Annotated in this window: 9 protein-coding genes and 1 pseudogene; 9 read left to right on the top strand and 1 reads right to left on the bottom strand. The window is 64.1% G+C overall.

The window, feature by feature from the left end; translation table 11 throughout:
• The first annotated feature begins 40 nt into the window (after window positions 1-40).
• From glmU to FJ418_RS26440, 5 genes and pseudogenes are all read left to right on the top strand, one after another.
• Window positions 41-1,408, top strand: a complete 1,368-nt coding sequence (gene glmU / locus FJ418_RS26460) for a bifunctional UDP-N-acetylglucosamine diphosphorylase/glucosamine-1-phosphate N-acetyltransferase GlmU (RefSeq protein WP_140870690.1) — start codon at window positions 41-43, stop codon at window positions 1,406-1,408.
• Between the two features lie 234 nt (window positions 1,409-1,642).
• Window positions 1,643-3,466 carry a glutamine--fructose-6-phosphate transaminase (isomerizing) gene (glmS, locus tag FJ418_RS26455; RefSeq protein WP_140870686.1) on the top strand — a complete coding sequence of 608 codons (1,824 nt, stop codon included), beginning with the start codon at window positions 1,643-1,645 and terminating at the stop codon, window positions 3,464-3,466.
• Window positions 3,467-3,637: 171 nt separating this feature from the next.
• A pseudogene (locus FJ418_RS26450) lies at window positions 3,638-3,930 on the top strand (GIY-YIG nuclease family protein).
• Window positions 3,931-4,161: 231 nt separating this feature from the next.
• Window positions 4,162-4,461, top strand: a complete 300-nt coding sequence (locus FJ418_RS26445; RefSeq protein ID WP_140709641.1) for a HigA family addiction module antitoxin — start codon at window positions 4,162-4,164, stop codon at window positions 4,459-4,461.
• Window positions 4,462-4,545: 84 nt separating this feature from the next.
• Complete coding sequence (locus FJ418_RS26440) at window positions 4,546-5,298, top strand: DUF502 domain-containing protein (RefSeq protein ID WP_140870682.1); 753 nt, start codon at window positions 4,546-4,548, stop codon at window positions 5,296-5,298.
• Here the strand turns inward: FJ418_RS26440 and recG are convergent.
• Window positions 5,250-7,358 (bottom strand): ATP-dependent DNA helicase RecG, encoded by a 2,109-nt coding sequence (gene recG, locus FJ418_RS26435; protein WP_140870679.1) that lies wholly within the window; start codon window positions 7,356-7,358, stop codon window positions 5,250-5,252. The two genes, FJ418_RS26440 and recG, sit on opposite strands and share 49 nt — an antisense overlap.
• 93 nt (window positions 7,359-7,451) lie before the next feature.
• Between recG and FJ418_RS26430 the strand changes: the two genes are divergently transcribed.
• From FJ418_RS26430 to FJ418_RS26415, 4 genes are all read left to right on the top strand, one after another.
• On the top strand, window positions 7,452-7,739 hold the full coding sequence (locus tag FJ418_RS26430; RefSeq protein ID WP_140830531.1) for a succinate dehydrogenase assembly factor 2: 288 nt from the start codon (window positions 7,452-7,454) through the stop codon (window positions 7,737-7,739).
• A gap of 13 nt (window positions 7,740-7,752) precedes the next feature.
• Window positions 7,753-11,250 (top strand): transcription-repair coupling factor, encoded by a 3,498-nt coding sequence (gene mfd / locus FJ418_RS26425; protein WP_140870675.1) that lies wholly within the window; start codon window positions 7,753-7,755, stop codon window positions 11,248-11,250.
• A 156-nt stretch (window positions 11,251-11,406) separates the two neighbouring features.
• Window positions 11,407-12,192, top strand: coding sequence for a DUF3995 domain-containing protein (locus tag FJ418_RS26420; protein WP_140870672.1), 786 nt, complete (start codon window positions 11,407-11,409; stop codon window positions 12,190-12,192).
• Window positions 12,193-12,385: 193 nt separating this feature from the next.
• Window positions 12,386-13,759, top strand: coding sequence for a 3-deoxy-7-phosphoheptulonate synthase class II (locus FJ418_RS26415; protein WP_140646160.1), 1,374 nt, complete (start codon window positions 12,386-12,388; stop codon window positions 13,757-13,759).
• The last annotated feature ends 75 nt before the right edge of the window (window positions 13,760-13,834 follow it).

The following is a 13,834-nucleotide window of genomic DNA, read 5'->3' as shown; positions in this document are numbered from 1 at the left end:
TGTGCCTTGATTCCAAACCTTTTCATACGGTTGCCCCTACATGAGCCAGAGATCCTGCCTGTCCGTCATCCTCGCCGCCGGCGAAGGCACCCGCATGAAAAGCGCTACGCCCAAGGTGCTGCATGCGATTGCAGGGCTGCCGATGGTGGCTCACGTGGTGAGGGCCGCCGAAGGGGCTGGCGCGACCGCCGTGGCGCTGGTGATCGGCCACGGCGCCGACGAGATGCGCAAGGCGGCGCAGCAATTCGCGCCCAAGGCGGAAACGTTCGTGCAGGAGAAGCGGCTCGGCACCGCGCATGCCGTGCTTGCTGCTCGCGAAGCGATATCAAAGGGTTATGACGATATTCTCGTCATGTTCGGCGACACGCCGTTGATCGATGCGCACGCGCTGGCGGCTGCGCGGCAGAAGTTGGCGGAGGGCGCTGCCGTCGCCGTCATCGGCTTTCGTCCGCCAAGCCCGACCGGCTACGGCCGTTTGATCGAAAAGGGCGGCAAGCTCGTCGCCATCCGCGAGGAGAAGGACTGTTCCGAGGCGGAAAAGAAGATCGGCTTCTGCAATGCCGGCATGATGGCGGTGGCGGGCAAGCATGCGCTGCGGCTGCTCGACAAGGTTGGCAACAAGAACGCCAAGGGCGAGTTCTACCTCACCGACATCGTCGAGATCGCCAGCGCGGAAGGCCTCGATGTGGTGGCGACGGAAGCCAGCTTCGAAAGCGCGCTCGGCATCAACAACCGGGCCGAGCTTGCCGAGGCGGAATCGATCTGGCAGGCGCGCCGGCGGCGCGAGGCCATGCTTTCCGGCGTTACGCTGATCGCGCCCGAAACTGTCTATTTCTCGCACGATACCGAAATCGGCGCCGACACGATCGTCGAGCCGAATGTCTGGTTCGGCCCAGGCGTCAGGATCGCGTCGGGCGCCAAGATCCACGCTTTCAGCCATATCGAGGGCGCGACGATCGCCTCGAACTGCGATGTCGGGCCGTTTGCGCGGCTCAGGCCCGGCGCCGATCTTCGAAACAAGGCAAAGGTCGGTAATTTCTGCGAGGTCAAGCAGGCGACGATCGAGGAGGGCGCCAAGGTCAACCACCTGACCTATATCGGCGACGCGCGCGTGGGTGCCGCGGCCAACATCGGCGCGGGCACCATCACCTGCAATTATGACGGCTACTCGAAATTCTTCACCGACATCGGCGAGGGGGCCTTTGTCGGCTCGAATTCCTCGCTGGTGGCGCCTGTCACGATCGGCAAGGGCGGCTATATTGCCTCCGGCAGCGTGATCACCGAGAGCGTGCCGGACGACGCGCTGGCCTTCGGTCGCGCCCGCCAGAAGACGATCCCCGGCAAGGGCAAGGAGCTGCGCGAGCGCTTCGCCTCGGCCGCCGCGGCGAGGAAGAAGGCGGCGGAATGATTTTCAGCGCTTCCTTGCGGAGGCGGTTGCAACTCGGTCAGATATGAACGAGTGGAAACCAGGGCCCTGAAAACCCGAGCGGTTCAGGTAACCGGATTGCAAGCGCAGTCTGGCATTGTGCACTGGCAAAGAACCGTTCCGCTGACACGGAACGAAACGCAAAGTGACTTTCGCGGCAAGCCGGCAGTCCCTAGATAACGCCGGGTTTTCCGCTCGGAATCGGGGGCAATCGCCATGTGCGGTATCGTTGGAATCGTCGGCCGAAGCCAAGTCGCGCCGCTCATCGTCGATGCGCTGAAGCGGCTTGAATATCGCGGCTACGACTCGGCCGGTGTCGCCACCATCGAGAAGGGCGAGCTCGGCCGCCGCCGCGCCGAAGGCAAACTGATCAACCTCGAACGCCGGCTGAAGGACGAACCGCTCGACGGCACGATCGGCATCGGCCACACGCGCTGGGCGACGCATGGCGTGCCCAACGAGACCAACGCGCATCCGCATTTTTCCGAAGGCGTCGCCATCGTCCACAACGGCATCATCGAGAATTTCGCCGAGCTGCGCGACGAGCTCACGCGCGACGGCTACAGCTTCGCCTCGCAGACCGACACGGAGGTCGTCGCGCATCTGGTGGCGCGCGAGCTCGCCAAGGGGCTGAAGCCCGTGGAAGCCGCGTATGCGGCGCTGAAGCGGCTCTCCGGCGCGTTCGCGCTGGCGATCATGTTCAAGGGCGACGAGGACCTGATCGTCGGCGCCCGCAATGGTCCGCCTCTGGCCGTCGGCCATGGCGATGGCGAGATGTTTTTGGGCTCGGACGCGATCGCGCTGGCGCCCTTCACCAACTCGATCACCTATCTCGAGGACGGCGACTGGGCGGTGGTGCGCCGCGAAAGCGTTGCGATCTACGACATCGACGGCAACAAGGTCGACCGCAAGCGCCAGCAATCGCTGTCGACCAGCTTCATGGTCGACAAGGGAAACCGCCGGCATTTCATGGAAAAGGAAATCCATGAGCAGCCGGAGGTGATCTCGCACACGCTGGCGCATTACGTGGATTTCGTCTCGGGCGTGTCGAAGCCGCTCGACCTACCGTTCGACTTCGCCAAAATCGGCCGCCTGGCGCTCTCGGCCTGCGGCACCGCCTATCTCGCCGGGCTGATCTCGAAATACTGGTTCGAGCGCTATGCACGGCTGCCGATCGATATCGATGTCGCCTCGGAATTCCGCTATCGCGAGATGCCGCTGTCGGCCAACGACGCGGCCTTCTTCATCTCGCAGTCTGGTGAGACGGCCGACACGCTGGCCTCGCTGCGCTATTGCCGCCAGGCCGGCATGAAGATCGGCGCGGTGGTCAATGTGCGCGAATCGACCATGGCTCGCGAATCCGACGTCGTGCTGCCGACACTTGCCGGGCCGGAGATCGGCGTCGCCTCGACCAAGGCTTTCACCTGCCAGCTATCCGTCTTGGCTGCGCTCGCGGTCCGCGCGGGCGTGGCGCGCGGCACGATCTCGCGCGACGAGGAAAAGCGGCTGGTGCGCGAGCTTTCCGAAGCGCCGCGCTTCGCCACCCAGGTGCTGAAGCTCGACGAGCAGATCGAGCGGATCTCGCGCGAGCTCTCGCGCTACAAGGACGTACTCTATCTCGGCCGCGACACCAATTTCCCGCTGGCGATGGAAGGCGCGCTGAAGCTGAAGGAGATTTCCTACATCCACGCCGAAGGCTATGCCGGCGGCGAACTGAAGCATGGGCCGATCGCGCTGATCGACGAGAACATGCCGGTGATCGTCATTGCGCCGCATGACCGCATCTTCGAAAAGACGGTCTCGAACATGCAGGAAGTGGCGGCGCGCGGCGGCAAGATCATCCTGATCACCGACAAAAACGGCGCGGCGCAGGCGGGCATCAAGACGATGGAGACGATCATCCTGCCCGAGGTCCCGGAGATCATCTCGCCGATTATCTACGCCCTGCCGATCCAGATGCTGGCCTATTTCACCGCCGTCTTCATGGGTACCGACGTCGACCAGCCGCGCAATCTGGCGAAGTCGGTGACGGTGGAGTAGGTTTCGCTACCGTTGCAAGTTGCGGATGACGCCAACGGCCCCACTTCGTCATCCACGGGCGGAGCAGGAGCGAAGCTCCTGCGCAGACCCGAGGATCCATTCCGTGACGCAAGCCAAAGAATGCAACCCATCAGAATGGTCGCGTGATCATCCATCCGTTATCCTTCATGCATGACGGGTTATGTTTATATGACTGCGAGCAAGAAGCGCGGCACCATCTACATCGGGGTCACAAACGATCTTAGCCGTCGGATGCCGGAGCACAGACCGGCGAAGGCTCGCGCTTTACCGGGCGCTATGGTGTGCAACGCCTGGTCTGGTACGAGGAATATTTCGACATCCGAGACGCCATCCAACGCGAGACATCGCTGAAACGCTGGCCGCGCCAATGGAAGATCGAACTAATCGAGAAGGCTAATCCAGAGTGGTTCGAGCTTTTCCGCGGCACGGGTGGTAGCGCCTAATTCTGCAATGATTTGATCCGCCGCAAACGTCACGGAATGGATCCTCGGGTCTACGCGCGTCGCTTCGCTCCTTGCTCCGCCCGTGGATGACGAAGGAAAGGATGTTTCGGCTAATCGTGAACGGAAGCAGCTTCCGTTTGGAACGTAAAGAGCTGTGATCTTGGCTCTCTATCATAGCATGGTACATGTCGCGAGGAGGGCCGCCCGCCTAACCTTTGAGGATACTGGGTTATGCTCAAGTTTGCACGCCCCATCCACCCCGGAGAATTCCTGCGCGAGGAGTATCTGGTGCCGCTCGGCATGAGTGCCGGCGTGCTTGCGAAGAAGCTTAATCTTCCGCGCACCCGGATCGAGCGCATCGTCAAGGAGGAGGTCGGTCTTACTCCGGATACGGCGCTTCGCTTCGCCAAGTTCTTCAACACCACGCCCGAGTTCTGGATGAACTTCCAGAAGGCCTACGAGTCGGAGATCGAAGCGAGCAAAATAGCATCGGAACTCGAGAAGATCGTGCCGCTGGATACAGCGGCGTGACCAGCGCTCTTTAAAAACTTCGCAGTTCCAAACCGGCTCGCGGTTCACTAATCTCAGCGTTGCAACCTGCGCCGCGGTGAACCCATGTCCGACGCCCTGAAGACCTCTGGCATGACCCGGCTGAGGAACTATTTCCTGACCGGCTTCGTGGTCTGCGCGCCGCTGGCGATCACGGCCTACATCGCCTGGTCGCTGATCGGTTGGGTCGATTCCTGGGTGAAGCCCTACATTCCGGTTCGCTACAATCCCGACACCTATCTGCCGTTTCCGGTTCCGGGCTTCGGGCTGATCGTGGCGCTGGTGCTGATCACGCTGATCGGTTTCCTGACGGCGAATATCGTCGGCCGCGCCATCGTCAATTTCGGCGAACGGCTGCTTGGGCGCATGCCGCTGGTGCGCGGCATCTACGGCTCGCTGAAGCAGATTTTCGAGACGGTGCTGTCGAACAAGGGCGACATGTTCCGTCAGGTGGGCCTCGTCGAATATCCGCGCAAGGGCGTGTGGTCGCTGGTCTTCGTCGCCAGCGAGAAGGAGACCGAGATCAATCAGAAGCTCGATCAGGAAGGCGATCCGCTGATCGCGGTGTTCATGCCTTGCACGCCCAATCCGACCACCGGCTTCCTGATGTATGTGCACAAATCGGAGATCGTGCCGCTTGACATGTCGATCGAGGACGGAGCCAAGCTGATCGTCTCGGCCGGCATGGTGGCGCCGGAGGTCAAGGCCAAGCTGGTGACGCTGAATGGCGAACCGGTCGAAGGACCGCTCGCCAATCCGCCGCTCGGCCCTCAGCCGGCGCGCAGCAGCCGCACCGCCTCGTCGCGGCCGAACAGGTAAAGCAGCAAGCGCAGCGCCTCGCCGCGCTCGGACTGCAATTCCGGGTCGCGCGACAGGATCAGCCGCGCATCGTCTCGTGCCGCTTCCAGCAGATCGGCATGGAATTCGATCCGCGCCACCTGGAAGCCGGGCGTGCCGGACTGCCTCGTGCCCAACAATTCGCCTTCGCCGCGCAGTTTCAGGTCTTCCTCGGCGATCTTGAAGCCGTCCTCGGTCTCGCGCATCACCGAAAGCCGGCGTTTGGCCGTCTCGCCGAGCGGCTCCTTGTAGAGCAGCACGCAGGAGGACGGCTTGTCGCCGCGCCCGACCCGGCCGCGCAACTGGTGCAATTGGGCAAGGCCGAAGCGTTCGGCATGCTCGATGACCATGATGGTCGCGTCGGGCACGTCGACGCCGACCTCGATGACGGTGGTGGCGATCAGGATGCGCGTTTCGCCCTGCTTGAAGGCGCGCATCGCTTCGTCTTTCTCCGCACCCTTCATGCGGCCGTGCACCAGTCCGATCCGGTCGCCGAACAACGGTTTCAGCGAAGCGAAACGGTCCTCCGCCGACATCAGCTTGATCTCTTCGGATTCCTCGACCAGCGGACAGATCCAATAGATCTTCTGGCCTTCGGCGACCGCATCGCGCATGCGTCCGACCAGTTCGTCCAGCCGCTCCATCGGCAAGGTCACGGTGCGGATCGGCTGCCGGCCGGCCGGCTTCTCGGTCAGCTTCGAGACGTCCATGTCGCCGAAGGCGGTCAACACGAGCGTGCGCGGGATGGGTGTGGCCGTCATCACCAGCATGTCGGGCGCGTCGCCCTTGGCGGTGATGGCCAGGCGCTGGTGGACGCCGAAGCGGTGCTGCTCGTCGACGACGGCCAGCACGAGATCATGGAACGTCACGCTTTCCTGGAACAGCGCATGCGTGCCGACGACGATGTCGATCGCGCCACTGGCAAGACCGGCAAGAGTCTCCGTGCGTTCGCGGCCCTTTTCGCGCCCGGTCAGGATGGCAAGGCGCAGGCCGACTTTCTCCGCCAGCGGCGCGATGGTCGCCAGATGCTGGCGCGCCAGGATTTCGGTCGGCGCCATCAGCGCCGCCTGGCCGCCGGCCTCGACCGCGCGCGCCATGGCAAGCAGCGCCACCACCGTCTTGCCCGAGCCGACATCGCCCTGCAGCAGGCGCAGCATGCGTTCGGGATCGGCAAGATCTGCGTTGATTTCGCCAAGCGCGAATTCCTGGCTGGGTGTGAGCTTGTAGGGCAGGGCCGCGCGCAATTTCTCGACGATGCTGCCGTCGCCGACCAGCGGCCGTCCTGACAGGCGTCGCACCTTTGCCCGCACCAGCGCGAGCGACACCTGACCGGCCAGCAATTCGTCATAGGCAAGGCGCCGCCAGGCCGAGCCTTCGACGGCGACGTCGATCGGATCCGCCGGATGGTGGACACGGGCGAGCGAATCGCCAAAGGCGGGGAAGGTCTGGCGCCGCATGAAGGCGTCGTCCTGCCATTCCGGCAATTCCGGCAGGCGGCCGAGCGCCTGGCCGATCGCCCGGCGAAGCACCTTGGCCGACAGCCCGGCGGTCAGCGGATAGACAGGCTCGACCAGGGGCAGCCCGTCGGCCTCGCTGACCAAAGCGATATGATCTGGATGGACCATGGTCGGGCGGCCGTTGAACCACTCCATGCGGCCGGACACGACGACATGCTCACCGACCGGCATTGCCTTTTCGAGATAGGCGGCATGGGCATGGAAGAAGGTCAACGCGACCTCGCCGGTGTCGTCATGGGCGTAGACCCGGTAGGGCACCGACCTGTTGCCGCGCGGCGGCGGCTGGTGGCGCTCGACGCGCACTTCGAGCGTGACGATCTGGCCCTCGGCCGAAAGCGCGATGCCGGGCCGGTTGCGGCGGTCGATCACCGTGTTGGGCAGAACGAACAGAAGGTCGGCCGCGCGCGCGGCGCGGTCGCCGAGATCGGCCGGCACCACACGCTCGATCAGCAGACCGACTTTCGGGCCGACGCCGGCAAGCGAGGTAATCGGAACGAACAGGGGATCGAGAATGGTGGGACGCATCGTGTCAGCTTATGTCGCGACGGCGGCAGCGCAAAGGCTGACACCGCCCTCTATCCACGCTATATGCGCCGCTTTGGACAGGGATGCGGCGACATGACCGGAACACAGCGATCAAGCGAGGGGCTGGACGCCCGCCGCCGCAAGCTTCTGTTCCGATCCTGGCATCGCGGCATGCGCGAGATGGACCTGATCCTCGGTTCCTTCGCCGACGCCGAGATCGGTGCCTTGACCGGCGATGAAATCGACCAATATGAGAGGCTTCTCGAAATCCCCGACACCGAATTCCTGCCGATGGTCACCGGCGAACGCCCGGTTCCGCCGGGTATCGACTGCGCGGTTCTGCGGAAGATCCTGGCGTCGCGCCGGACCATGACATTTTGAAAAACGCATATTCATGAGCCTCATTCCTTCCATTGGCCTGCCCAAGGGCCGCGCCGGCCAGTTCATCGTCGACGGCGTCGCCGACGGCTACGAAGCCTTCGCCCTGGTGCAGACGGCGCAGGAGATCGCGCCCGACAAGCCGGTGCTGTTCGTCGCGCGCGACGGCCAGCGGCTGCCGGCGATCATCGAGGCGCTGGCCTTTGCCGCGCCCGGCCTGCCGGTGCTGGAGCTGCCGGCATGGGACTGCCTGCCTTACGACCGCGTCTCGCCCGGCGCCGATGCCGCGGCGCGACGGCTCGACGCGCTTTCCGCCATGATCGCGCTGGCGAAGAAGCCGCATCGCGCGGTGATCCTCACCACCGCCAATGCGCTGTTGCAGCGCATCCCGCCGGCCGAGCTGATCCAAGCGCAGACTTTCCATGCCAAGCCGGGCAACCAGATCGACATGAACGCGCTGATCGCGCGGCTGGAGATCTCCGGCTTCGAGCGCGTGCCGACGGTGCGCGGCCTTGGCGAATTCGCGGTGCGCGGCGGCATTCTCGACCTTTTCGCGCCGGGCTGGAGCGAGGCGCTGCGCCTCGATTTCTTCGGCGACACGCTGGAATCGATCCGCGTCTTCGACGTGGCGACACAGCGCACCACCGGGCAGCGCAAGTCGATGTCGCTGCAGGCGATGAGCGAGGTGGCGCTGACGCCCGAAACGATCAGCCGCTTCCGCCGCTCCTATATCGAGGCTTTCGGCGCACCCTCGCGCGACGACGCGCTCTATGCGGCGGTCAGCGAAGGCCGGCGCTTCGCCGGCATGGAGCACTGGCTGCCCTTCTTCTACGAGCGGCTGGAGACGGTGTTCGACTATCTGCCGGATGCGCCTGTCGTCTTCGATCATCTGGCGCATGAGGCGCTGGCCGAGCGTCACACGTTGATCCTCGACCACTACGAGGCGCGCCGGAAACAGGCCGACAGCGCGCTGAAGGACGCCGTGCCCTACAAGCCGGTGGCTCCGGACCTGCTTTATCTGTCGCCGGACAATCTCAAGACTTCGCTCGGTCCGCGCGAAGACATCGACTTCACGGTCTTCGACGCGCCGGATGTCGGGAGCAAAAAAGTGTTCCATGGCGGCTCGCGTCAAGGCCGCAGTTTTGCCGAGGAGCGCGCCGACCCGAACATCAATGTCTTCGACGTCGTCGTAAAACACATTGCCGACGAGCGCGCCGCGCGCCGCCGCGTCATCGTCGCCGGCTGGACGGAAGGCTCGCTCGACCGCCTTGGCCAGATCCTCGCCGAACATCACCTCGGCAACCTGAAGCCGCTCGCGACGCTTGCCGACGTTGAAAAACTGGAACCGGGGCAGGCGGGTCTTGCCGTGCTGCCGCTCGAATCCGGTTTCGAGACCGACGAGATGGTCGTCGTCGCCGAGCAGGACATCCTCGGCGACAGGCTGATCCGGCGTTCGAAGCGCAAGAAGAAGGCTTCCGACTTCATCGCCGAGGCCTCGTCGCTGTCGGCGGGCGACATCGTCGTCCATGCCGACCATGGCATCGGCCGCTTCATCGGCTTGCGCACCATCGAAGCGGTCGGTGCGCCGCATGACTGCCTCGAAATCCATTATGCCGGCGACGACCGGTTGTTCTTGCCGGTCGAGAATATCGAACTTCTGTCGCGCTATGGCTCCGATTCGGCCGAAGCGACGCTCGACAAGCTGGGTGGCGGCGCCTGGCAGGCGCGCAAGGCGCGGTTGAAGCGGCGCCTGCTCGACATGGCCGGGCAATTGATCCGCATCGCCGCCGAGCGGCAGATGCGTGCAGCGCCCGCTATGATCCCGGCCGAAGGGCTTTATGGCGAGTTCGCGGCGCGTTTCCCCTATGAGGAGACCGACGACCAACAGACGGCGATCGATTCCGTCATGGATGATCTCGGCGCCGGCAAGCCGATGGATCGGCTGGTCTGCGGCGACGTCGGCTTCGGCAAGACGGAAGTGGCGTTGCGCGCCGCCTTCATCGCGGCCATGGAGGGGTCCCAGGTCGCGGTCGTGGTGCCGACGACGCTGTTGTCGCGGCAGCACTTCAAGACCTTCTCGCAGCGCTTTTCGGGCCTGCCGATCCGCATCGCGCAGGCATCGCGCCTGGTGGGCTCAAAAGAATTGGCGGAAACCAAGAAGGGCATTGCCGAGGGCACGGTCGACATCGTCGTCGGCACGCATGCGCTGCTTGGGTCTTCGATCTCGTTCAAGCGTCTCGGCCTGCTGATCATCGACGAGGAGCAGCACTTTGGCGTCAAGCACAAGGAACGGCTGAAGGACCTCAAGTCCGACGTGCATGTGCTGACGCTGTCGGCGACGCCGATCCCGCGCACGCTGCAACTGGCGCTGACTGGCGTGCGCGAACTGTCGCTGATCGCGACGCCGCCGGTCGACCGCATGGCGGTGCGCACGTTCATCTCGCCCTTCGATCCGCTGGTCATCCGCGAGACGCTGCTGCGCGAGCGCTATCGCGGCGGCCACTCCTTCTATGTCGTGCCGCGGATCAGTGACCTTTCGGAAATCCATGATTTCCTGAAGGAATCCGTGCCGGAGCTGAAGGTGGCGGTGGCGCATGGCCAGATGCCGCCGGGCGAGCTCGACGACATCATGAACGCCTTCTACGACGGCCAGTACGACGTGCTTCTGTCGACCACCATCGTCGAATCCGGGCTCGATATCCCGACCGCCAACACGCTGATCGTCCATCGCGCCGACATGTTCGGCCTGGCGCAACTCTACCAGCTGCGCGGCCGCGTCGGCCGTTCCAAGGTGCGCGCCTATGCGCTGTTCACGCTGCCGGCCAACCGCAAGCTCACCGATACGGCCGAGCGCCGGCTGAAGGTGCTGCAGTCGCTCGATACGCTGGGCGCCGGTTTCCAGCTCGCCAGCCACGACCTCGACATCCGCGGCGCCGGCAATCTTTTGGGCGAAGAGCAGTCGGGCCATATCAAGGAGGTCGGTTTCGAGCTCTACCAGCAGATGCTGGAAGAGGCGGTGGCCGAGGTGAAGGATACCGGCGAGGCGCAGGACGGCGGCTGGTCGCCGCAGATCGCGGTCGGCACCGCGGTGATGATCCCGGAAAGCTACGTGCCGGACCTGCAGCTTCGCATGGCGCTCTACCGGCGCCTCGGCGATCTCGAAACCACCGAGGAGATCGACGGCTTCGGCGCCGAGCTGATCGACCGGTTCGGGCCGCTGCCGGAAGAGGTGACGCATCTGTTGAAGATCGTCTTCATCAAGGCGCTCTGCCGCAAGGCCAATGTCGAGAAGCTCGATGCCGGGCCCAAGGGCGTCGTCATCCATTTCCGCAAGCGCGAGTTCCCCAATCCGGTCGGGCTGGTCAAGTTCATCGGCGAGCAGGGCTCGCTGGCCAAGATCCGCGCCGACCATAGCGTCGTCTTCATGCGCGACTGGCCGAATGCCGAAAAACGCCTGGCGGGATCGGCGGTGGTGATGACGCAACTAGCCCGGCTCGTCGACAAGGCCGCATAGGCACGTGAACCAGGCTTGCGGCCTGTTGCAGCGGCAGGCGCACCCTCGCAAGGAAATAGTAACCCACCCGAAAGAACGTGCGCACTTGCAGGGCGTGCGACGATTATGACCATTGCAGTATTTGTACTTGAGAGGTTCAATAGGCCAATCTAATCATTGCTGCAGGGGCTGCTTATGAACCCGCAAACTTTCGATGAATACTGGCTCGGTTACCTTGCCGGCCATTCAAAACCTTCAACCCGCTTTATCCATTACCTCGGCCTCTTCTTTGCGCCGATCGCCGGCGTCGCGGCATCCTTCCTCGTGACGTGGTGGGCCTTTCTGGTCATCATTCCCGTCTTCTACCTTGCGGCGTTGTTCACCCATCCCCTGCTTGAGCACAACAGCAACAAACCTTTCGCGGAACCGGCCCTTGTGGAGCGCCATTGCGCTGCTTCGCATGCTCGCGCTCGATTTGACGGGCGGTCTTGGCCGCCAGCTCAGCCGTCTGAAGGACGCCGGCAGATAGGCATGGAAACGGCGGTTGTAGCTGCCTGTTCAGCCGTGCTGATGCTTGGCGCCGGATTCCATGTCTACTGGGCCTTCGGCGGCCGCATCGGCGCCGGCGTTTCGCTGCCTCAACGCGAGGACGGCGGCCCGGCGGTGAAGGAGACGGCCGTCGGCGCCCTGGCGGTCGGTCTGGTCCTGGCGCTGGTCCTGCTTCTCCTTCTTGGTTTCGCCGGCCTGATCCGCCTGCCGCTGCCGCACTGGCTGCTGAAGACGGCCCTCATCCTGTGGGCGGCCGTATTCACCCTGCGGGCATTGAGCTGGTCGCGATATTTCGGGCTGTTCAAGCGGGTCAGGAACACGCGTTTCGCCAGATACGACAGCCTGCTTTACAGCCCATCTTGCCTGTTGTTGGGGCTGGGCTTGTTCCTGCTCGCGCTGGCGGACACGGCATAGCGAGGCGGTGGAACCATTCGCCACTGCTGAAAAACCCGGCTAGAATAGGCAATCGGCTTCGTGTAAGGAGCCGCGACCTCGTATCGAGGCTGGAATGGCGGGCAAGCGCGTTCGCCGGTTTGTTTTGACGCAATTCCGACGGAAATTTCACAGTTTTCCCGGGGTTGCTCCGAAAGGGCGTTTGGGTGCAGCGATGACGAAATGGTCGCCGAATTCGTGGAGAGCAAAGCCGATCAAGCAGGTCCCGGCGTATCCGGACCTTGCCGCTCTGAAGGCCACGGAAGCGCAGCTTGCCACCTTCCCGCCGCTGGTTTTTGCCGGTGAGGCGCGCAAGCTGAAGAAGCAACTGGCGGCGGTGGCCGCCGGCGAAGCCTTCCTGCTCCAGGGCGGCGACTGCGCCGAGAGCTTCGCCGAGCATGGCGCCGACAACATACGCGACTTCTTCCGCGTCTTCCTGCAGATGTCGGTGGTGCTCACCTTCGCCGGCGCGCAGCCGGTGGTGAAGGTCGGCCGCGTCGCCGGCCAGTTCGCCAAGCCGCGCTCGTCCGACAACGAGACCAAGGCCGGCGTGACGCTGCCAAGCTATCGCGGCGACATCATCAACGGCATCGAGTTCGACGCCAAGTCGCGCATCCCAGATCCTGCCCGGCAGGAGATGGCCTACCGCCAGTCGGCCGCGACGCTCAACCTTCTGCGCGCCTTCGCGCAGGGCGGCTATGCCAGCCTGGAGAACGTGCATCGCTGGATGCTGGGCTTCGTCGCCGACAGCCCGCAGGGCGAGAAATACGGTGCGCTCGCCAACCGCATCACCGAGACGATGGAGTTCATGCGCGCGGTCGGCATCACCTCGGAAACCAATTTCGCGCTGCGCGAGACGGATTTCTACACCAGCCACGAGGCGCTGCTGCTCGGCTATGAGGAAGCGCTGACGCGCGTCGATTCGACCTCCGGCGACTGGTACGCGACCTCGGGCCATATGATCTGGATCGGCGACCGCACCCGCCAGCCGGATCACGCACATATCGAATATTGCCGCGGCATCAAGAATCCGCTCGGCCTGAAATGCGGCCCGTCGCTAACGCCGGACGGCCTCATGGAACTCATTGACCTGCTCAATCCCGACAACGAGCCGGGCCGCCTGACGCTGATCGCCCGCTTCGGCTCGGACAAGGTCGCCGAGCACCTGCCGAAGCTGGTGCGTGCGGTCAAGAAGGAAGGCCGCAACGTCGTGTGGTCGTCCGATCCGATGCACGGCAACACGATCGAGGCGGCGGGCTACAAGACGCGGCCGTTCGACCGCATCCTCAAGGAAGTGCAGACCTTTTTCGAGGTGCACCGCGCCGAAGGCACGCATCCGGGCGGCATCCATGTGGAGATGACCGGCAAGAACGTCACCGAATGCACAGGCGGCGCCCGCGCCATCACGGCGGAAGACCTGCAGGACCGCTACCACACCCATTGCGACCCGCGCCTCAACGCCGATCAGGCGATCGAGCTCGCCTTCCTCGTCTCGGACCTGCTCAAAAAGAGCCACCCGGTGCAGCACAAGCAGGCCGCCATCGCCTGAACGGGGCCTGATGCCGGATCATCATCGGAGGCGCTGGCGCGAAGCCGGCGCCTTTTCAATTTGGGCAGATAGGTT

The organism is Mesorhizobium sp. B2-8-3 (assembly GCF_006440815.1).
Classification (GTDB): domain Bacteria; phylum Pseudomonadota; class Alphaproteobacteria; order Rhizobiales; family Rhizobiaceae; genus Mesorhizobium.
This window is presented reverse-complemented; position numbering and strand designations above follow the sequence as displayed.

Coding starts and splice junctions, on each gene's coding strand:
- recG (WP_140870679.1), bottom strand. CDS start 7,358: ATGCGTCCCACCATTCTCGATCCCCTGTTCGTTCCGATTACCTCGCTT.
- FJ418_RS26445 (WP_140709641.1), top strand. CDS start 4,162: ATGCTCAAGTTTGCACGCCCCATCCACCCCGGAGAATTCCTGCGCGAG.
- FJ418_RS26430 (WP_140830531.1), top strand. CDS start 7,452: ATGACCGGAACACAGCGATCAAGCGAGGGGCTGGACGCCCGCCGCCGC.
- FJ418_RS26415 (WP_140646160.1), top strand. CDS start 12,386: ATGACGAAATGGTCGCCGAATTCGTGGAGAGCAAAGCCGATCAAGCAG.
- glmU (WP_140870690.1), top strand. CDS start 41: ATGAGCCAGAGATCCTGCCTGTCCGTCATCCTCGCCGCCGGCGAAGGC.
- mfd (WP_140870675.1), top strand. CDS start 7,753: ATGAGCCTCATTCCTTCCATTGGCCTGCCCAAGGGCCGCGCCGGCCAG.
- glmS (WP_140870686.1), top strand. CDS start 1,643: ATGTGCGGTATCGTTGGAATCGTCGGCCGAAGCCAAGTCGCGCCGCTC.
- FJ418_RS26440 (WP_140870682.1), top strand. CDS start 4,546: ATGTCCGACGCCCTGAAGACCTCTGGCATGACCCGGCTGAGGAACTAT.